Origin of the sequence: Phyllobacterium sp. SL163 (genome assembly GCF_049896885.1) — a bacterium.
Taxonomy (GTDB): Bacteria; Pseudomonadota; Alphaproteobacteria; order Rhizobiales; family Rhizobiaceae; genus Phyllobacterium; species Phyllobacterium calauticae.
Map to the genome: position 1 here is coordinate 343,954 of NZ_JAFCVE010000002.1, position 18,683 is coordinate 362,636.

The following is an 18,683-nucleotide window of genomic DNA, read 5'->3' on the forward strand; positions in this document are numbered from 1 at the left end:
ACTTATTTTGTCGGTGCCGGTGCAGCGCCTTCTGCAGGCTTTGCAGCATCGGCTGGCTTTTCACCGCCGGCTGGCGCGGCATCGGCAGCAGGAAGCGGCTTTGGACTGTCGGAGAGCGTGCGCAGGTAAGCGATCAGGTCCGCGCGTTCATTGTCCTTCTTGTCACCGGCAAAGCCCATGGCTGTGCCCTTGATATAGCCCTTGGGTGAGGTCAGGAAGTGATTGAGATGGTCGAACGTCCAGAGTTCCTTGCCGCCCTTGGAGAAATCCTTGATGGCGCCGGAATAGCTGAAGCCTTCATGCGTCGCCATGGGACGGTCGACAATGTCCCAGAGATTCGGGCCAACCTTGTTCGCGCCGCCCTTTTCACCGGTATGGCAAGCCTGGCAGCGCTTGAAAATCGCTTCACCGCGCGTCGCGTCCGCCGATGCGAGCAGGGTTGCGATCGGCACGGCCGCAGCTGCTGCGGCTGGCGCGCCGGCTTCACCTTCACCGCCGGCTTCGGCAGCCTGAATGATAAAGCCGGGTTTTTCGGGCGCACGGGAATCAAATAAGAAATCCGAAAGGATGCCCGCTGTCATGACAACGAAAACTGTTGCCAGGAACGCCATGGCATATTTGTTGAATGCGCTCGAATCCATTGTCGATCATTGCTCCTCTTGCGGAGGTTCTCATTATCTGGTCAATGCAGACCGCTGCATAACTTGACGAGAGTCCCCTCGTGATCGCGCGGAAACTAGGTCTTTTGCTCAAGACTTGCAACACATATAAGGGCAGTTCTGCCTGAGACTTTTTGACACCGTAGGGTGCTTATGACGATGAAAATATTGACCCTGATTCCCGCCCGCATGGCCTCCACACGCTTGCCCGGCAAGCCATTGGCCGATATTGCCGGCAAGCCGATGATCGTGCATGTGGCGGAACGTGCCCTGGCGGCCGGTCTTGGCCGTGCCGTTGTTGCCACGGACAGCGCCGAGGTGAAGGCGGCGGTCGAAGCCCACGGGCTTGAAGTGGTCATGACACGCAGCGACCATGAATCGGGTTCGGACCGCATCTATGAAGCCTTGCTGGCGCTCGATCCGGAAGGCACTGTCGATGCCATCGTCAATGTCCAGGGCGACCTGCCGACCATCGATCCGGAATTGGTCAAACGCGCGCTCCTGCCGCTGCGTGAAGGTCCCGCCGATATCGCCACATTGTGTGTTGAGATCACCAGGGAAGATGAAAAGACCAATCCGAATGTGGTGAAGATCGTCGGGTCGGATATCGGCACCGGGAAAATGCGCGCACTCTACTTTACGCGTGCGACGGCTCCCTACGGCAACGGTCCGCTCTACCACCACATCGGTCTGTATGCTTATCGCCGTGCAGCTCTGCAGCGATTCGTCGGTCTTGGCCCGTCGCCGCTCGAACAGCGCGAACGGCTGGAACAGCTGCGCGCGCTGGAAGCCGGCATGCGCATCGATGTCGAGATCGTTGATTCGGTGCCGCTGGGTGTTGATACCCAGGAAGATCTTGAGCGGGCACGTGACATTCTTACTTCAATAAAGGGCAATTGATTATGGCCAAGACCAACCGCATCTCCTTTCAGGGCGAACCGGGTGCCAATTCCGACACCGCATGCCGGAACATGTTTCCGCACATGGAGCCGTTGCCATGCCCGACCTTTGAGGATGCGTTCAACGCGGTTGAAAGTGGTGCGGCTGATCTGGCGATGATCCCGATCGAGAACACGATCGCCGGGCGCGTGGCGGACATCCACCACCTCTTGCCGGAATCACGTCTGCACATTGTGGGCGAGTACTTCCTGCCGATCCATTTTCAGCTGATGGTTCTTCCTGGCACCAAGCGCAGTGAGATCACAACGGTTCACAGCCACATCCACGCGCTGGGTCAATGCCGGAAATATATCCGCAAGAACGGCTGGAAGCCCGTCATTGCCGGGGATACAGCTGGCGCGGCACGCCTTGTGTCTGAAGTGAAGGACAAGACGATGGCGGCACTTTCACCGCGGCTCGCCTCCAGCCTTTATGGTCTCGATATCCTGGAAGAGGATGTCGAGGACACGGAAAACAATGTCACGCGCTTCGTCGTCCTGAACAAGACGAAAAAGTGGGCGCCGCGCACATCCGACGAACTCATGATGACGACCTTCGTCTTTCGCGTGCGCAACGTTCCGGCGGCGCTCTACAAGGCGATGGGCGGCTTTGCCACCAATGGCGTCAACATGACCAAGCTGGAAAGCTATCAGATTGACGGCAAGTTCACCGCCACGCAGTTTTACGCCGATATTGAAGGGCATCCGGACGACAAGAACGTTGCCCATGCCCTGGAAGAGCTGGAATTCTTCTCCAAGGAGGTGCGGATTCTTGGGGTCTATCCGGCTGATACCACGTTTCGCAGCAGCCAGGGCGAGGAAGAGTAGATTGACGGTCTAATCCTCCCAGTTTTCAACGCTAAGTCCCTCTACCCTCTGAAATTCACGAACATTGCGTGTGACGAGGGTCAGAGACCGTGCGAGGGCCTGCCCTGCGACCAAAACATCGTAAGGACCGATGGGACTACCCGCGCGCGCAAGCTTTGCGCGTAGCGCGCCCGCATGTCTGGCGTCGTCCAGATCAAACTCAAGTGCCGGGAATTGCAGGCTTTCAACAAGGCCGACATTCTGAACGGCGCGCTGTGATTTGTAGGCTCCGTAAAATAATTCATGGGCAACGATGGCCGAGATTGCAAAATCCTGCGGCTGATGTCGACGCAGTCGGCTGTGCAGCCGTTCATTGCCTTTCAGCAACGCAATGATGGCGTTGGTATCAAGCAAGAATTTCATTTGAAATAGTCGAGATCAGGTCTTTCCTGCGGTACTGGCTTCTCGCTCGCAGCTTTTACAAAGTCGTCGTCTAACGGGCCTGTAAGGACATCCAGCCAAGTCCAATTTTCCGGCATCGGCTCAAGAATCACGGATTGCCCGTGACGCCGTATGCGAACCTCTGTGGCGTCAAATCGGAACTCTTTTGGAAGACGCACGGCCTGCGAGCGTCCGGACCAGAAGATTTTGGCTTTTTCCATGTCGCACCTCTTTTGAGATATGACAATGATATATACCAATTGGGCAGTATTTTCAATTCAACCTTGGTAGGACTTAAACCCCGCTCTCAACCCAGCTGCGGATCAGATGGGCGGCGATGGCGCCGGGTGGCGGCGTCATCAATCCTTCCGGGTGTGTCCGGTCGAGCATCAGCGCGACTTCATCGCGTGTGAACCAGCGGCCTGCCTCCAGCTCAGCCTTGTCGAGGATGTAATCGTCGGACAATGCTTCCGCATGGCAGCCGATCATCAGCGAATAGGGGAAGGGCCAGGGTTGCGATGCGTGATAGACCACCCGGCCGATAGGCAGGTTGGTTTCTTCCAGCGTCTCGCGCCGTACGGCATTTTCGATGGTTTCCCCTGGTTCAATAAACCCGGCAAGGCAGGAATACATGCCTGGTCCGAAATGGGGTCCACGCGCCAGAAGACATTTATCGCCGCGTACCACCATCATGATGGCAACCGGATCGGTGCGCGGGAAATGCTGGGCGTCGCAATTCGGGCAAGTGCGCCGGTACCCGCCGTCGCGCATCACCGTTTCCGTGCCGCAGCGTCCGCAGAAGCGGTGATTCTCATGCCACGTCAGCAGCGAAACGGCTTGCGCCATGGCGCCCAGCTGATCTTCGGGTATGAGGCCTTGCGTATAGACTGGGCGGTATTCAATGGCCTTGATCGTTTCGGGGAGGTCAGCCAGATCGATACCGCTCACAGCGGCCAGAACCGGCATGTCCTCCTGCATTCCCAGATAGATTGTCCTGTTCGGGTGGGGCAGCAGCGCGGCGGCTTCTTCAAGGCCGAAAAAGGCATTGCCTATGCCGTTACCCATCGACACCAGTATCTGGCCTTGCCCGATCAGCAGCATGCGCGCCTTTGCATCCGCAAGCGCGACCGTCACCACATCATCGCTGCGGTTTTCAGAGTGGCGGTTTATCCTGTTGCCGGCGAAGCCGACGAAACGGCTCGCTTCCGCTTCCGGAACATCATAAAGGCGAAATGACATAAGTGTGGCTCCAGAAGACCGGTCCGGAATGGGACTGCGTAATGATGCTGACTAGATAGCGTTGAGAATGGCGTTCGCAAAGTCCCGTGCGTCTTTTTCGCCGTAGGGTTCGCGCGTGCCATAGCCCCAGACGGGACCGGGCCATGCCGGATCTCCGGTGTTGCGGGCGATAATATGCAGGTGCAACTGCCGGACGATATTGCCGAGAGCACCGGTGTTGATCTTTTCGCAATTCGCGACAGTCTTCAGAGCCTGTGCGGCAATGCCCGATTCAAAGACAAGCATTGTCTGATCGAGGGGGGTAAGGTCGTGAATCTCGCTTATATCAGCCCTTTGCGGCACGAGAATGAGCCAGGGCCAGCGCCGGTCATTCATCAGGCGCAGATCGCAAAGGCCCAGCCTTGCAATGGGAATCGTATCAGCTGCAAGTTTGCTATCGAGTATGAACGTCATGATTTGCAACAATTAGCAGTTTTTTTGTCGTCCCGCTTGCTTTTTGCGCAAAGATTGCCGATATGAGCCTCGGGAGGTTGGTGGTGGACGAGCCACTCGCCAACCGGGTCAGGTCCGGAAGGAAGCAGCCCCAACGAGCCAGGCACGGGTCGCCGTGCCAGCCTCCCACCTTTATCCTCTTTAAAGCCGTCATCCGGCATTGACGCTGCGGTGTGCAGCGGTACAAACTTGCCTGGTGGAACGAATTTGACATCACGCGAGACATGCGAATGTCAGAATCGGACAATTAGCGCCATGAAGAGTAATGCAGGAGCGGAATCAACCGGGATGGACACCAAAACGGCAGATAGCGCCTATCGCGTGCTCGCCCGCAAATATCGCCCGCAGAATTTCGACGATCTGGTCGGTCAGGAGCCGATGGTTCGGACCCTGACCAATGCGTTCGAGACCGGCCGTATTGCGCAGGCGTGGATGCTGACTGGTGTGCGCGGTGTTGGCAAGACCACCACCGCCCGCATCCTGGCCCGTGCCCTCAATTATAAAACAGCTGAAATCGACAAGCCGACGATCGACCTGTCTGTTCCCGGTGAACATTGTCTGGCGATCATGGAAGGCCGCCATGTCGATGTCATCGAGATGGATGCCGCCTCGCATACGGGTATCGATGACATCCGTGAAATCATCGAGCAGGTTCGCTACCGCCCGGTTTCGGCCCGGTACAAAGTCTACATCATCGACGAAGTGCACATGCTGTCCAATCAGGCCTTCAACGGCCTGCTGAAAACATTGGAAGAGCCGCCGCCCCACGTCAAATTCATCTTCGCCACCACCGAAATCCGTAAAGTTCCGATCACGGTGCTGTCGCGCTGCCAGCGCTTTGACCTGCGCCGTATCGATGCAAACATGCTGACGGCGCTGCTGAAGAAGATTGCCGACAAGGAGAGCATCACAGTTGATGCCGCATCCCTGGCGATGATCGCCCGCGCGGGCGAAGGCTCGGCGCGCGATTCCCTGTCGATCTTCGATCAGGCCATTGCCCATGGTGCGGGCAATGTCGACGCCGAGACTGTGCGCTCCATGCTGGGCCTGGCGGATCGCGCCCGGATCATTGATCTTTTCGAGATGCTGATGCGCGGGGATGTGGCGTCCGCCCTGCGCGAGTTTCGCGCGCAGTATGATGTCGGGGCGGATCCCAGTGTTGTTCTTTCCGATCTTGCCGACTTCAACCATCTGGTGACGCGTATTCGCTTCACCCCGGATGTCGCGGACGATATCTCCCTGTCCGAGGATGAACGCCTGCGCGGCCGGGATTATGCCGAAAAGCTCTCCATCCGGGTTCTCTCTCGGACATGGCAGATGCTGCTGAAAGGCATTGCCGAGGTGGATGCGTCCAATCGCCCGGTCCAGGCTGCAGAAATGCTGCTGATCCGGCTGGCGCATGCTGCCGATTTGCCGACGCTGGATGAAGCCCTGAAATCGCTGGAAAATGGGGCGTCTTCCTCCCTGCAGCCGCCGCGAAGCGATGGCCCGCGTCCCGGCAATGGCGGCGGCGAGACCATGAGCCGCGCCGCTCCGGCGGACGCTGTCGCACCCGTACGCGGTTCCGTTGCCTCTGGTGGTGGTGCAACCATGCGGCTGGTTGAACAATCAGCGCAGCCTGTGCCCGTTGTGCCGGTGCAACCGGTTGTCGAAGAACTGGCGCCTGCGGTTCCTGTTACCAGCATCGCCGATATCGTGGCGCTCGCCGACAAGCAGCGTAACATGCAGTTCAAGATACTGGTCAAGAACTGTGTGCGGCTCGTCAGCATCAAGCCAGGACGGCTCGAGATCAATCTGACCGACGACGCCCCAAAAACGCTTTTGACAGACCTGTCGCAGAAACTCAGCGAATGGACCGGTACGCGCTGGATGGTATCCCTGTCGCGGGAGCAGGGCGGCCGGACCATCAATGAAACCGAGACGGCCCGGCGCGATTCCATGCTCAGCGATGCGCGCGCCGATCCGGATGTCGCGGCGATCCTGTCGCGGTTCCCCGGTGCCAAGATTATCAATGTACGGATCGCAACACCTGCCGGGCAGGGAAATGGCGATCTGGATGGCATGGACGGGACCGGTTCCGGCGATGATACGCTGGCCCCCGTCGAAGAAGACGATTGATCAAAAGGAGTTTTTCCCATGCGTGACATTATGGGCATGATGAAACAGGCCAAGGAAATGCAGGGCAAGATGGCCGCCATGCAGGAGGAAATCGCGGCGCTGGAGGCCGAGGGCCATTCCGGTGGCGGTCTCGTCACGGTCAAGCTGTCCGGCAAGGGAGCGCTGACCTCGCTCAAGATTGATCCATCGCTCTTCAAGGAAGACGATGTGGAGATTCTTGAAGACCTGATCATCGCCGCCCATAACGAGGCAAAGGCCAAAGTTGAGGCCATCATGGCGGAAAAAACCCAGGCGCTGACAGCGGGCCTGCCGATACCGCCAGGTTTCAAACTGCCTTTTTGAGAGCGGGCCTACAACCGCGAGGTGGTTGGAAATGGCGCCAGCATAGTGTACACTTCCTCTCGGAGTGGGTGGCAAGTTTTCACTCACCACCCGTACCTTATCTATAAAGATTTACCCGGACGGTCCATGACCAGCTCGTCCGGGTTCTCTTTATAATAAGGGTGATGCTAAACGGAAAAATCCGCATAGTTCACCTCCAAGTTCAAAGGCAAGGCTGTTGCCCCCTGCATGATCCAAAAAATCACTTCAGATTTTTCGAATCATGCAGATTCTAAGTGTTGCAGCGTCTTTTCGCGTGTCTTCGACACGCAGCGCTGCAATGCGGGTAGCCCATTCTCCCGATGCACCGGCTGGCACGGTGCCGCTGCTTCACCTTTGAACCATTGCGCTACAAACGCTTGAGGTGATGATTGCTTCGTTTGTCGCCGGCAACAACGAATGCAGGGTTGTAAAATAACTGCCTCTTTTTCGCTTGGGTTGAGTTCGCCGCGCGTCTCCGATTCCCTATGCGTGAAATTTGCTTTAAACCGGCGATATGTCGAAACGAATCGCCGGTCCCGAAATTGAACGCCTGATCCAGCTTTTGGCCAAAGTGCCGGGGCTCGGGCCGCGTTCCGCCCGCCGTGCCGCGCTGCATCTCATCAAAAAGAAGGAAGCGCTGCTGATCCCGCTGGGTTCAGCCATGCAGGACGCAGCCGATAAGGTGCGTATCTGTTCCACATGCGGCAATGTCGATACGTCTGATCCGTGCATGATCTGTACCGATCCGCGCCGCGAGCGGGCGACGCTGATTGTGGTCGAGGATGTTTCCGATCTTTGGGCGCTCGAGCGGGCCGGCTCAATGAATGTCCGCTATCATGTGCTGGGTGGGCGGCTATCGCCGCTGGACGGTGTCGGTCCAGACGATCTCAACATCGGCAGCCTTGTCAGCCGCGTGGCGGAAGGTGAGATCAAGGAGGTCATCCTCGCCGTCAATGCGACGGTCGAGGGGCAGACGACGGCTCATTACATCACTGACCAGCTTGCGGATTTTGACGTGCGTATCACGCGCTTGGCCCACGGCGTTCCGGTCGGTGGGGAACTCGACTATCTGGACGAGGGCACGCTGGCCGCCGCCCTGCGCGCGCGGACCTCTTTATAGGGAGAAGGCTTTTGATCAGACGTCCGATGCGACTTGCCCTTGCGGCGTTGATTGCGACCGTTCTCTATGCAACAGCCGGGTTAGCCGCGTCAAAACCTGAAGTTGAAGCACAGTTCCGGGCGTGGCTTGTCAACGATCTTTGGCCCGAAGCCAAGACGCAGGGTGTTTCCAAAGCGGTTTTCGATCAGGCTTTTTCCGGCGTCACACTCAATTTCGATCTGCCCGACCTGGTGATGCCGGGCGAAAAACCGCAGACGCCCAAGGAGCAGCGGCAATCCGAGTTCGGCTCTCCCGGCAAGTATTTCAACGACAAGACGGTCAACGCGGTGACATCGGGTGGCACAGCGCGGTCTGGCCAGTTTGCCAAAATCCTCAAAGCGGTTGAAAGCAAATATGGCGTTCCGGGGCCGATCGTTCTTGCCATCTGGGGGCGCGAAAGCGGTTATGGCAGTGTGAAAATCCCCTACAACGCCTTTGCCGTCCTCGGCACAAAAGCCTTTATGGCAACCCGCAAGGACATGTTCCGCAAGGAGCTTTTGGCTGCGCTCCAGATCGTGGAGAAAGGCTATATCGGCGTTGCAAGCATGAAAAGCTCATGGGCAGGTGCACTGGGACAGCCGCAATTCATGCCGACGTCCTATCTCGAACATGCAGTGGATTTTGACGGCGACGGCAAGCGGGACATCTGGAATTCCGTTCCCGATACGCTCGGTTCCATCGGTCATTATCTCGCGCAGTATGGATGGCAGCGCGGCCGCGACTGGGGCTATGAAGTCAGCGTTCCGCAGACTGTCAGCTGCTCCCTGGAAGGTCCGGATCAGGGCAAGCCTTTCGCCGCATGGGCCAAGCTTGGCATCACTCGGGTCAACGGCAAGCCGTTTCCGGCCAGCGAAACCAATCGCGAGGGCTTCCTGTTGATGCCTGCCGGGCGTCACGGTCCGGCTTTTGTGGTCACCAAGAATTTCTACGTGATCAAGGAATACAATATGAGCGATCTCTATGCGCTCTTCATCGGGCATGTGGGTGACCGCATCGCCAATGGCGCGAAGGGTTTTTCCGCCGGTTGGGGGGATGTCGGCGGGCTCTATCGCTCGGACATTGCCGGTTTGCAGAAGGCGCTGGAAAAAAAGGGTTATGACGCCGGCGGAGCCGACGGTTTCCCGGGCTTCAAGACACGGCGCTCCATCGGCGATTGGCAAACGAAACAGGGCCTGCCTGCCACCTGCTTTCCCGACAAGGATATCGTCAAGGCGATCCGTTGAACGCCGAGGCAATATCAATCAGATGTCTGAGCGCCGGCGACGGATCGTCTCGGCGCCAGACAAGCCCGGTCTCGATCCGTGGCGGCGTGCCTGACAGTTTCAGGTAGCGAACGCCGGCACGGCCAAGATTGCGCAGCGATTCCGGCACCAGCGCGATTCCCATCCCCGCGGAGACCAGGCTGATGATTGTCTGCATCTGGATGGCTTCCTGCCCGATGTATGGGACGGCACCATTGCCGGCATAATAGCCGGTGATCAGATCGTGAAAGGCCGGTGCGCTGCGGCGGGGAAAGATAATCAGCGGCTCCGACAGAGCGCCTTTGATGTCGAGTGCTCCGTTGGAGAGAGCCAACCTGCCTGATGCCACCCATTCCTCCGGGACTGCAGCGACAAGTTCCTCCTGAAGCAATGACAGATAGGTGAGAGAAGCGTGGAGGCTGGTCTGCGACGGCGGGATGATCAAGCCGGCGTGAATGTCTCCGTTCAGAAGCGCTTCGATCTGCACGTCACTCGTTGCCTCCTGCAGGCCGATCTGCACGCCGGGGTAACCCGTTTTGTAACGGCCGAGCAGTGCCGGCAGCAGGCTGTAATCGGCTGTGCTGACGAAAGCGAGTTTCAAACTGCCCATGGTGCCGCGCGCGAGCTGCCGGGCAATGCCAGGGAGTGCGCCTGCTGCGTCCAGAACCTTGCGCACATGATCAAGCCATTGGGCACCCGCAGGCGTCAGCGCGACGCTGCGCTTGGTGCGCGTGAACAGTTCGACGCCGATCTCCTCTTCGAGCGCGAGTATGGTTTGGCTGAGCGGTGGTTGGGTCATGTTCAGCCGCGCCGCAGCTCTCCCGAAATGCAGTTCTTCGGCAACAGTGATAAAGTAGCGCAGCTGACGCAGATCCATGCCGCATTTTTAATATAAAATACGACCTAATCAAGTGTGAATTATATATTTCACACGTGTTTGGAAGCGCTCTAAACAAGAGGCAATCTGGTCTTGAACCAAAATATCCCAGTGGAGAAACAGTCATGGCAGTCAATGAACGCTCGAAACACATCACGCAGGGAATAGCGCGCTCGCCCAACCGGGCCATGTATTATGCGCTCGGTTATGAGAAGGCGGATTTTGACAAGCCGATGATCGGCATTGCCAATGGCCATTCCACAATCACGCCTTGCAACGCCGGTTTGCAGCCACTGGCCGATGCAGCGGTTGCTGCGGTGAAGGCAGCGGGCGGCAATCCGCAAATCTTCGGCACGCCGACCATCTCCGATGGAATGGCGATGGGTACGGAGGGCATGAAATACTCGCTGATCTCGCGCGAGGTGATCGCCGATTGCATCGAAACCTGCGTGAACGGTCAATGGATGGACGGCGTTCTGGTGCTGGGCGGCTGCGACAAGAACATGCCCGGCGGCATGATAGCCATTGCCCGGACCAATGTTCCGTCGATCTATGTCTATGGCGGTACGATCAAGCCGGGTAAATGGAAGGGCAAGGATCTTTCCATTGTTTCCTCTTTCGAAGCCGTGGGTTCTTTCATGGCGGGCAAGATGAGCCAGGAAGATTTTGAAGGCATCGAGCGCCACGCCTGTCCTTCCACCGGTTCCTGCGGCGGCATGTACACCGCCAATACCATGAGCTCTTCGTTCGAGGCACTGGGCATGTCGTTGATGTCCTCGTCGACCATGGCCAATCCGGATGCCGAGAAGGCGGACAGCACCGCCGAATCAGCACGCGTTCTGGTCGAAGCTGTGCGCCGGGGTATCCGGCCGCGGGACATCATCACCCGCAATTCCATCGAAAATGCCGTATCGCTGATCATGGCCACCGGCGGATCGACCAATGCTGTGCTGCATTTTCTGGCCATCGCCCATGCTGCGGAAGTCGAATGGACGCTGGATGATTTCGAGCGCGTGCGCCGCAAGGTTCCGGTGATCTGTAATCTTCGGCCGTCAGGCCAATACATGGCTGTGGATCTGCACCAGGTCGGCGGCATCCCACAGGTCCTGAAAATCCTGCTCAATGCCGGGTTGCTGCATGGTGACTGCCTGACGATCACCGGCCGGACCATTGCCGAGGAACTGGCCCACGTTCCCGACGCTCCGCCCGTCGATCAGAACATCATCAGACCCATCGATAAGGCCCTCTACAAGGAGGGACATTTGGCTATCCTCAGGGGAAATCTGGCGATGGGCGGTGCTGTTGCAAAAATCACCGGTCTCAAAAACCCGGTTATCCAGGGTCCCGCACGGGTGTTCGACGACGAGCAGTCGGCGATGGACGCCATCCTCTCGGACAAAATCAGGCCGGGCGATGTGCTGGTCCTGCGTTACCTCGGCCCCAAGGGCGGACCCGGCATGCCGGAAATGCTGGCGCCGACATCGGCAATCATCGGACGCGGTCTGGGTGAAAGCGTCGGGCTCATCACCGACGGACGGTTCTCCGGGGGAACCTGGGGCATGGTGGTCGGCCACGTCACGCCGGAAGCGTTCGAGGGCGGCGCAATTGCCCTCGTCAGGGAGGGCGACACGATTACCATCGATGCCCACAAGCAGCTGCTGCAGCTTGAAGTCAGCGATGCCGAACTGGAAGAGCGCCACAAGGCATGGCAGCAGCCCGCGCCGCGCTATACACGGGGTGTCCTGGCGAAATTTGCCACGCTGACCAAATCCGCCAGTGAAGGAGCAGTCACGGGCTAGGGAGGCGGATTTCTCCATTGTCGCGATGGCAAAAACAGTCTGTCAAGGCATGGGTGGTATGAATGCCACCCATGAAATGCGATCCTGACGCGCAGTCGAATAGTCAGGAAATCAGCACATGCCAGCCTTGGTGAATGGACAATGGATCAAGGGCGACGTCGCCGCCAGTGAAATGAAAGATGGAGCTTTCCACCGCGAGCCGACCCGGTTTCGCAACGGGATCACGGCAGATGGCGTGCTCGACAAGGAGGGAACGCCAACCTTCAAGGCAGAGGCCGGGCGTTATCAGCTCTTCGTTTCATATCTGTGTCCCTGGGCGTCGCGGACGCTGATTTTCCGTCATCTCAAGGGGCTGGAAAACATCATCAGCGTTGCGGTGGCCGAGCCCGCGCTCGGTGAAAACGGCTGGACATTCAACAATCTCGTCGATGCCGGGCAAAAAGCGCCGCCGATCCATTATCTCCACCAGCTCTACACCGCCAGCCTTGCGACCTATACCGGCAAGGTTTCGGTGCCCGTGCTGTGGGACCGCCGCGAGGGACAGATCGTCAACAACGAGTCTGCCGATATTATCCGCATTCTGAACAGCGCTTTTGACGGACTGACCGGCGATAAAAGGGATTTCTATCCCGAAAGCCTGCGGCTGGAGATCGAGCGGTGGAACGGCCTCGTCTATGACAACATCAACAACGGCGTCTACCGCGCCGGCTTTGCAAAATCACAGGCAAGCTATGATGAAGCCGTGCGTGATGTCTTTGCGGCGCTTGATCGCGTGGAAGCGCATCTGGCCGATCATCGCTATCTGGCGGGACAGTACCTGACCGAAGCCGACTGGCGGCTGTTTGTTACGCTCGTCCGGTTTGACGCTGCCTATAATGGCGTCTTCAAATGCAACATCCGGCGGCTCGAGGACTATCATCATCTCTCGCATTATCTGCGAGAGCTCTATCAGTTTGAAAACGTGCGCGAGACGGTGAAAATCGATCACATCAAGGCGGGGTACTATTCGATCGCCTCAGTGAATCCGACGGGTATTGTGCCTGCCGGTCCATTGATTGATTTCGACCGGCCGCATGACCGCGAGCGCCTGATGGGTAAGGGCATTGTCATGCGCTAATGCGTCGAAGGACAAGATTTAGAACAAAGAAGCCCGATGGCCGGATGAAATGTCCGGCCATCGGGCTTTTTGCATTGCGGCACAAATTTCCCTGATTTTTGGCTTGTCAGAAATACCCATATGTGAAAATAATATTTACAAAAGAAGATGGAGGAGGCGAGGACAATGAAACACCCGTTCGATTTCAGGTGTCTGGAACAGCGCGGAACTGTGCGTGAAGACTGCGGCGGGGTGCGGCCGTGACCGGGTTTGCACCGACTGTCGGCGTCTCCTCGACGCATCCGAAGAACATGCCGGCCGATCATGCGGCTTTGCCGGTCTGGAATGCTGAAAACTGGTTTTACGAGGATTGGCCGGTCGGACAGAAAATCCGTTCGCTGCGGCGCACGATTTCCGAAAGCGACAGCCACCTCTTCAACACGCTGGTCACCGATATCCATCCCTATGTGCAGGACCAGATGTTTGCGGAAAACGAAGGCATTTTCGGCAGGCGGCTCGTCGCCGGTGCCTTTGTCTTTTCCGCCGGGCTTGGCCTTGTTGCGACCAACTGCGTCAACGCCTTTTCCTATGGTTATGACAAGTTGCGGTTCATCAAACCCGTGTTCCTGAACGATACGATTTATACGATCAGGACCAATCTCGATAAGCGTCCGCGCTACAAGGATTTGGGGCTGATCCGCGCCAGCTATGAAGTGTTCAAGAACGAAGGCGAGCTCGTCCTCTACTGCGAGCATCTGCAAACGGTGAAATACCAGAATCCCGCCGAATTTATTGGAAAGACCGAGAAGTGATGACCACGGACAATGCTGATCTGCCGCTTGCCGGCCTGCTCGTCGTTGATATGAGCCAATTCCTGTCGGGCCCCTATGCCTCGCTGCGCCTGATGGATCTCGGCGCGCGGGTCATCAAGATCGAGCGCCCCGACGGCGGCGATCTCTCACGCCGGCTTTATCTGAGTGATACCGAAATCGGCGGTGACTCGACGATTTTTCACGCGATCAACCGTGCCAAGGAAAGTCTTGCGATCGACCTGAAAAGTGAGAGCGACCTTGCTTCCCTGCGAAAACTGCTCGGCAAGGCCGATGTCCTCATCCAGAATTTCCGCCCCGGCGTCATCAAACGGCTGGGACTGGATTACGACGCGGTGAAAGCCATCAATCCGCGGCTGGTCTATGCCAGCATCAGCGGCTACGGCGAGGAGGGCCCGTGGGTCGGCCGCCCCGGGCAGGATCTGCTGGCGCAATCGCGCTCCGGCCTGATGTGGCTGAATGGCGATGAAAGCCAGGGACCCGTGCCGTTCGGGCTTGCGGTCGCCGACATGCTGGCGGGTGCCGCCACGGTTCAGGGGGTTCTTGCCGCCTTGGTGCGGCGCGGGATCAGCGGAACCGGCAGCCATATCGAAACAAGCCTGCTGGAATCGCTGATCGATTTCCAGTTCGAAGTGCTGACCACCCATTTGAATGACGGCCGCCGGCTGCCCAAGCGCTCTGATTTCCGCAGTGCGCATGCCTATCTCTCTGCCCCATACGGCGTTTACCCGACCAAGGACAATTATCTGGCTCTTGCCATGACGCCGTTGCCCAAGCTCGCTGATCTTCTCAGCCTGGATGAACTGGCACCCTATCGCGATACGCCCGCCAGCTGGTTTACCGCCCGGGATGAGATCAAACGCATCATCGCCCAAAAACTCGCCACGCAGGAGACTGAGCATTGGCTTTCGATCCTTGAACCCGCTGACATCTGGTGCGCGAAAGTGCTGAACTGGGAAGAACTGATGGCAAGCGAAGGCTTCAAGGTTCTCGATATGCTGCAAAGGGTGGATCGGGCGGACAATGTTTCCATTCTCACGACGCGGTCGCCTATCCGGGTCAACGGCAAACGGGCAAAGTCCGACCGCGCCGCGCCGCGCATTGGCGAGCACAGCGAGGCGATCCGCAAGGAGTTCGGTCTGTGAGCGATATCACGTTGAAAGGCATGACGTGGAGCCATCCGCGCGGCTACGACCCCATGGTTGCCTGCTCCAGGCTCTGGCAGGAGAAGACAGGCGTCACGGTGGAATGGGCCAAGCGTTCGCTGCAGGACTTTGAGTCCTTTCCAGTTCAGGAACTGGCGCGAACCTACGATCTGATCGTCATCGATCATCCGCATGTCGGGCAGATTACGGCAGAGAACTGCCTCGCCCCGCTGGATGTTGCCGGCCGGGAGGCGGAGCGCCGCGCGCTGCTCAAGGGCAGCGTCGGGCAATCCTATCCAAGCTACCACTGGCAGGGACATCAATGGGCATTTCCGATCGATACGGCAACGCAGGTCTGTGCCTGGCGCCCCGATCTCCTGGAGCGGTCACCCGGCAGCTGGGATGAAATGCTGGTTCTCGCCCGCGCAGGCAGGATCCTTCTTCCGCTCCGGCCGCCGCATTCGCTGATGACCTTTTATACTCTGAGCGGCAACATGGGGATGCCCTGCGCCACGACAACCGGAGAGTTGATCGAACGGCAGCATGGGGTTCGTGTGCTGGAAATGATGCGCGAGATCAGTGCCCTCGTCGATCCCGCGTGTTTCGAGATGGATCCGATTGCCGTGCTTGAACGGATGGCCGAGGCCGGATCGGCGGTTGCCTGCGCGCCGCTGATCTATGGTTACGTCAACTACGCTATTGCGGGATTTCGGCCGCATCTTGTGGCCTTTGCCGACATTCCAACCGCGGGCAACAACGGGCCAATGGGCTCTGCCCTCGGCGGAACCGGGATTGCCGTTTCTGCCTTTTCCGAACACCGGCAAGCGGCTGTCGATTTCGCCTACTGGATTGCCAGCGGCGATGTCCAGCGTGGTCCTTATGCGCACACGGGCGGCCAGCCGGGGCACGCGGACGCGTGGGAAGACGAGGAGGTGAATACGGCGACGTCAGATTTCTACACCGCAACGCGCCGGACACTGGAAGCGGCGTGGGTGCGCCCGCGCCACAATGGTTACATGGCCTTTCAGCAATCCGCGTCGGATTGCCTTAACGCGGGTTTGCGCGGGCACAGTGGGGCGGAGACCATTGTTGATGATCTCAACGATCAATTCCGCCGGAGCTTCGATAGGTAATGTCAGCCCGTCTTGCCGGCGCGCATTTGTCCGGAGCGGCCATACTCGCTCGGGCAAATACCGATGCCGCGCTGGCATTCGGGCGGGTTTTTCCCCGTAATCTCGGTTTGTCTTGGTGTCCATGTCGCATAGGTTGAGCCACAGGCAGACAAAGCCAGGCCACAGAGGAGTGTTGCGACGGTGATGAATTTCATTCTAAGACCTCGACCCAAACAATGAAGGTCACATCTGCCGCAAATGGAACAGAATGTCAAAGCGGCAAGGGCGTGTGCCGGGTGGATTGCGTCAGGCGTATCGCTTTTCGGACCGGGTATCTGTTCCGCTGACGTCCGGATGGGCATTGACGGCCGTGATCACCGCAAGAGCAGCGAGTGAGTTTACGCTGCGATTGCCGCGGTTGAATGCGGTCATCACGGTCTCCGCGATAATCCTCGCTTCGTCATCGGTGCTCGACTGCACGAGAAGGGTGGCAGCGGCCCTGTTGTAGGCCGCCAGCATCAGGTCCCAATCATCCTGCGAATAGGCTGGCTCTGGAGGATTTGTGAAAGGCATGGGGAATAGCCCTTTCCTGAATCGAATGAAATCCCGCTTGGGGAAAAAGCTAGCCCTTCAAATGCGGCATGGCAATTCGAAACGATTTGTTGCGGCTGCGGAAGAGCTTACCGCAGTGCAAACAGACGAGCGGCATATCGGAATATGGCAGATGGCATCACGGGTATTGAGCCGGCTTCCACGGCCTGCGGGACGCCGGTCCCAATCCCGCTACATCGTGTTTTCAGCGTCTGTTCTGGCTTGGATGTGCCGCGAAAGCCGGGCCCATCTCTGGCTGAACCAGGGCGTGACAAGTGAAACCTTTTCAAAGTGTTGGCTGGAGAAGGACGGCTTGGTCTCCTCGAACGTCCAGACCTTGAAGTTCGTCAGCTGGTGCGGCCCGAATGTATAGATAAGAGGGATATCAGCGGCGTCCCGCCCACGGGCGACAACAATGCGGCCAATGCGGCGCTTGTTATGGCGCGCGTCGAATGTGTGCCACCTGCCGCCGAGGTAAACTTCGAACCAGGCGTTGAAGTCCATGGGGGCGGGATCGGCGGGAACGCCGATATCGCCCATGTATCCGTTGACGTAACGGGCCGGAATGTTCATGCAGCGGCAGAAGGCCACGGCCAGATGCGCAAAGTCGCGGCATACGCCGACCCGCTCTTCATGCGCTTGCGCGGCGGTCCGCGTGGCACGGGCAAAACCATAGCTGAACGTCAGGCGCTGATTGACGTAATCACAGATCGCCTGAACACGTGTCCAGCCGGGCTCCACCTGACCGAAGAGGTTCCATGCCAGATTGCTGAGCTCGTCCGTTTCGCAGTAGCGGCTTGCCGACAGAAAGGCCAGACACTCGGTCGGCAGCTTGTTGACGGTCAACTCCCGGGCATCACCGTCAACAGGGTCGGGTAAGCCGTCATCCCGCAGCACCGCGTCGTATTTCAACGATAGATTTCCGGCAGGAGCCAGAAGGCGCAGGCAATTATTCCCGAAGAGATCGCGAAAATTCTCCAGCTTCACACCGGGTGTTGCGACGGGGCCGCGTTCACAAACAATGTCGGAAAGCCGGTCCGACTCCAGATTCAGATAGGTCGTCATAGGTGTTGGTTCGTTGCATTGAATAGCAATTTCATATCCGACACGGATCAACATGGCGCATCCTTTTGGGGTTTTGAGGAAAACGCGACAATGACGGTTTGGGTTCCTGTCCGGCGAAATAAAATATCGCACGAGCACATCCATGCAGGGTCCTTCAGCTTTTGTTGACCATAGGCCGGTAAAATCTGAAACGAATGCGCGTGAAGCCCGTTATGCCCAGAGAGCGCCATCGCGGAAAACCGGTGGATATCCGCAGGACAGGCCGCTTTGAGGATTGGGTGCGCATTGGAAGGTGAATGCCAATCTTGCTCCAGAAATGGTTGGGAAGGGCTATGGCAGTAAAACACGGAACATCACATCGACGGGTCGCCGCTGTCGTCCGCGCGCAGATCACGCGGCAGGAGTTCCGCAATGCGGTGCAATCCTCCCAGCCGTCTCAGGCCGACCGGGAACTCCCTTCCCAGTTCGTCGAGTTGCTCAAACGCCTGGAGAAGGCCGAGAAACCCAAACGATAGCATTCCTGTGAAAAGCCCGGGTCAGTTCCGGCTGGCATCCTGCATGACCTTGCCCTGGGAGGCGAGGTGCGGGTAACGGCCATATTTTGCCGTGTGCTGGACAAAGCTGCCAAACGACAAGGCAAACGCCAGGAAGATGAAAAAGACGATGCCAAGACGCTGTGCAAGCATGACGGATACCCCCTGTGTAACTGGC

General features: G+C 58.1%; 22 protein-coding genes and 1 other RNA gene. 12 read left to right on the forward strand and 11 right to left on the reverse strand.

The window, feature by feature from the left end; genetic code table 11:
• Positions 1 to 2 precede the first annotated feature (2 nt).
• The gene (locus tag ACP7B1_RS05240) at positions 3 to 641 is read right to left on the reverse strand and encodes a cytochrome c family protein (protein WP_346306252.1); all 639 of its coding nucleotides are present in this window, start codon (positions 639 to 641) and stop codon (positions 3 to 5) included.
• A gap of 165 nt (positions 642 to 806) precedes the next feature.
• On the opposite strand from ACP7B1_RS05240, the gene ACP7B1_RS05245 reads away from it, so the two are divergent.
• On the forward strand, positions 807 to 1,559 hold the full coding sequence (locus ACP7B1_RS05245) for a 3-deoxy-manno-octulosonate cytidylyltransferase (protein WP_346306251.1): 753 nt from the start codon (positions 807 to 809) through the stop codon (positions 1,557 to 1,559).
• 2 nt (positions 1,560 to 1,561) lie between these two features.
• The gene (locus ACP7B1_RS05250; protein WP_403169674.1) at positions 1,562 to 2,425 is read left to right on the forward strand and encodes a prephenate dehydratase; all 864 of its coding nucleotides are present in this window, start codon (positions 1,562 to 1,564) and stop codon (positions 2,423 to 2,425) included.
• A gap of 9 nt (positions 2,426 to 2,434) precedes the next feature.
• On the opposite strand, the gene ACP7B1_RS05255 is transcribed toward ACP7B1_RS05250, so the two are convergent.
• The 4 genes from ACP7B1_RS05255 to ACP7B1_RS05270 form a co-directional block, all read right to left on the reverse strand.
• Positions 2,435 to 2,827 (reverse strand): type II toxin-antitoxin system VapC family toxin, encoded by a 393-nt coding sequence (locus ACP7B1_RS05255; RefSeq protein WP_346306249.1) that lies wholly within the window; start codon positions 2,825 to 2,827, stop codon positions 2,435 to 2,437.
• On the reverse strand, positions 2,824 to 3,066 hold the full coding sequence (locus ACP7B1_RS05260) for an antitoxin (protein ID WP_346306248.1): 243 nt from the start codon (positions 3,064 to 3,066) through the stop codon (positions 2,824 to 2,826). Before ACP7B1_RS05260 ends, ACP7B1_RS05255 begins: the two co-directional genes overlap by 4 nt.
• A gap of 73 nt (positions 3,067 to 3,139) precedes the next feature.
• On the reverse strand, positions 3,140 to 4,084 hold the full coding sequence (gene nudC, locus ACP7B1_RS05265; protein ID WP_346306247.1) for an NAD(+) diphosphatase: 945 nt from the start codon (positions 4,082 to 4,084) through the stop codon (positions 3,140 to 3,142).
• Positions 4,085 to 4,135: 51 nt separating this feature from the next.
• Positions 4,136 to 4,540, reverse strand: a complete 405-nt coding sequence (locus tag ACP7B1_RS05270; RefSeq protein ID WP_346306264.1) for an HIT family protein — start codon at positions 4,538 to 4,540, stop codon at positions 4,136 to 4,138.
• 69 nt (positions 4,541 to 4,609) lie between these two features.
• Between ACP7B1_RS05270 and ffs the strand changes: the two genes are divergently transcribed.
• The 5 genes from ffs (at position 4,610) to ACP7B1_RS05295 (ending at position 9,439) form a co-directional block, all read left to right on the forward strand.
• Positions 4,610 to 4,706: signal recognition particle sRNA small type (gene ffs / locus ACP7B1_RS05275), an RNA gene on the forward strand.
• 125 nt (positions 4,707 to 4,831) lie between these two features.
• Complete coding sequence (locus ACP7B1_RS05280) at positions 4,832 to 6,694, forward strand: DNA polymerase III subunit gamma/tau (protein ID WP_346306246.1); 1,863 nt, start codon at positions 4,832 to 4,834, stop codon at positions 6,692 to 6,694.
• A gap of 18 nt (positions 6,695 to 6,712) precedes the next feature.
• Entirely contained in the window at positions 6,713 to 7,036 is a 324-nt protein-coding gene (locus ACP7B1_RS05285; RefSeq protein WP_091878585.1) for a YbaB/EbfC family nucleoid-associated protein, read from the forward strand.
• A gap of 535 nt (positions 7,037 to 7,571) precedes the next feature.
• Positions 7,572 to 8,177, forward strand: a complete 606-nt coding sequence (gene recR, locus ACP7B1_RS05290; protein ID WP_346306245.1) for a recombination mediator RecR — start codon at positions 7,572 to 7,574, stop codon at positions 8,175 to 8,177.
• Positions 8,178 to 8,203: 26 nt separating this feature from the next.
• Complete coding sequence (locus ACP7B1_RS05295) at positions 8,204 to 9,439, forward strand: lytic murein transglycosylase (protein WP_426136790.1); 1,236 nt, start codon at positions 8,204 to 8,206, stop codon at positions 9,437 to 9,439.
• On the opposite strand, the gene ACP7B1_RS05300 is transcribed toward ACP7B1_RS05295, so the two are convergent.
• Positions 9,423 to 10,334 (reverse strand): LysR family transcriptional regulator, encoded by a 912-nt coding sequence (locus ACP7B1_RS05300; RefSeq protein WP_346306104.1) that lies wholly within the window; start codon positions 10,332 to 10,334, stop codon positions 9,423 to 9,425. The genes ACP7B1_RS05295 and ACP7B1_RS05300 overlap by 17 nt on opposite strands.
• A 125-nt stretch (positions 10,335 to 10,459) precedes the next feature.
• Here ACP7B1_RS05300 and ilvD point away from each other — a divergent pair, with 125 nt between their 5' ends.
• The 5 genes from ilvD to ACP7B1_RS05325 all read left to right on the forward strand — a co-directional run bounded on the left by ilvD (position 10,460) and on the right by ACP7B1_RS05325 (position 16,337).
• On the forward strand, positions 10,460 to 12,133 hold the full coding sequence (gene ilvD / locus ACP7B1_RS05305) for a dihydroxy-acid dehydratase (protein ID WP_346306105.1): 1,674 nt from the start codon (positions 10,460 to 10,462) through the stop codon (positions 12,131 to 12,133).
• A gap of 118 nt (positions 12,134 to 12,251) precedes the next feature.
• Entirely contained in the window at positions 12,252 to 13,250 is a 999-nt protein-coding gene (locus ACP7B1_RS05310) for a glutathione S-transferase family protein (protein ID WP_346306106.1), read from the forward strand.
• A gap of 239 nt (positions 13,251 to 13,489) precedes the next feature.
• Positions 13,490 to 14,041 (forward strand): MaoC family dehydratase, encoded by a 552-nt coding sequence (locus tag ACP7B1_RS05315; protein WP_346306107.1) that lies wholly within the window; start codon positions 13,490 to 13,492, stop codon positions 14,039 to 14,041.
• Complete coding sequence (locus ACP7B1_RS05320; RefSeq protein WP_346306108.1) at positions 14,041 to 15,204, forward strand: CaiB/BaiF CoA-transferase family protein; 1,164 nt, start codon at positions 14,041 to 14,043, stop codon at positions 15,202 to 15,204. Before ACP7B1_RS05315 ends, ACP7B1_RS05320 begins: the two co-directional genes overlap by 1 nt.
• Before the next feature lie 20 nt (positions 15,205 to 15,224).
• Positions 15,225 to 16,337, forward strand: coding sequence for an extracellular solute-binding protein (locus ACP7B1_RS05325; RefSeq protein ID WP_346306120.1), 1,113 nt, complete (start codon positions 15,225 to 15,227; stop codon positions 16,335 to 16,337).
• A gap of 2 nt (positions 16,338 to 16,339) precedes the next feature.
• On the opposite strand, the gene ACP7B1_RS05330 is transcribed toward ACP7B1_RS05325, so the two are convergent.
• The 5 genes from ACP7B1_RS05330 to ACP7B1_RS05350 form a co-directional block, all read right to left on the reverse strand.
• Complete coding sequence (locus ACP7B1_RS05330) at positions 16,340 to 16,531, reverse strand: hypothetical protein (RefSeq protein WP_346306109.1); 192 nt, start codon at positions 16,529 to 16,531, stop codon at positions 16,340 to 16,342.
• Positions 16,532 to 16,622: 91 nt separating this feature from the next.
• Entirely contained in the window at positions 16,623 to 16,889 is a 267-nt protein-coding gene (locus tag ACP7B1_RS05335; RefSeq protein WP_346306110.1) for a hypothetical protein, read from the reverse strand.
• A gap of 210 nt (positions 16,890 to 17,099) precedes the next feature.
• On the reverse strand, positions 17,100 to 18,026 hold the full coding sequence (locus ACP7B1_RS05340) for a transglutaminase family protein (RefSeq protein ID WP_346306121.1): 927 nt from the start codon (positions 18,024 to 18,026) through the stop codon (positions 17,100 to 17,102).
• A gap of 299 nt (positions 18,027 to 18,325) precedes the next feature.
• Positions 18,326 to 18,490 carry a hypothetical protein gene (locus tag ACP7B1_RS05345; protein ID WP_346306111.1) on the reverse strand — a complete coding sequence of 55 codons (165 nt, stop codon included), beginning with the start codon at positions 18,488 to 18,490 and terminating at the stop codon, positions 18,326 to 18,328.
• 18 nt (positions 18,491 to 18,508) lie between these two features.
• The gene (locus ACP7B1_RS05350) at positions 18,509 to 18,658 is read right to left on the reverse strand and encodes a hypothetical protein (RefSeq protein ID WP_403169704.1); all 150 of its coding nucleotides are present in this window, start codon (positions 18,656 to 18,658) and stop codon (positions 18,509 to 18,511) included.
• Positions 18,659 to 18,683: the final 25 nt, after the last annotated feature.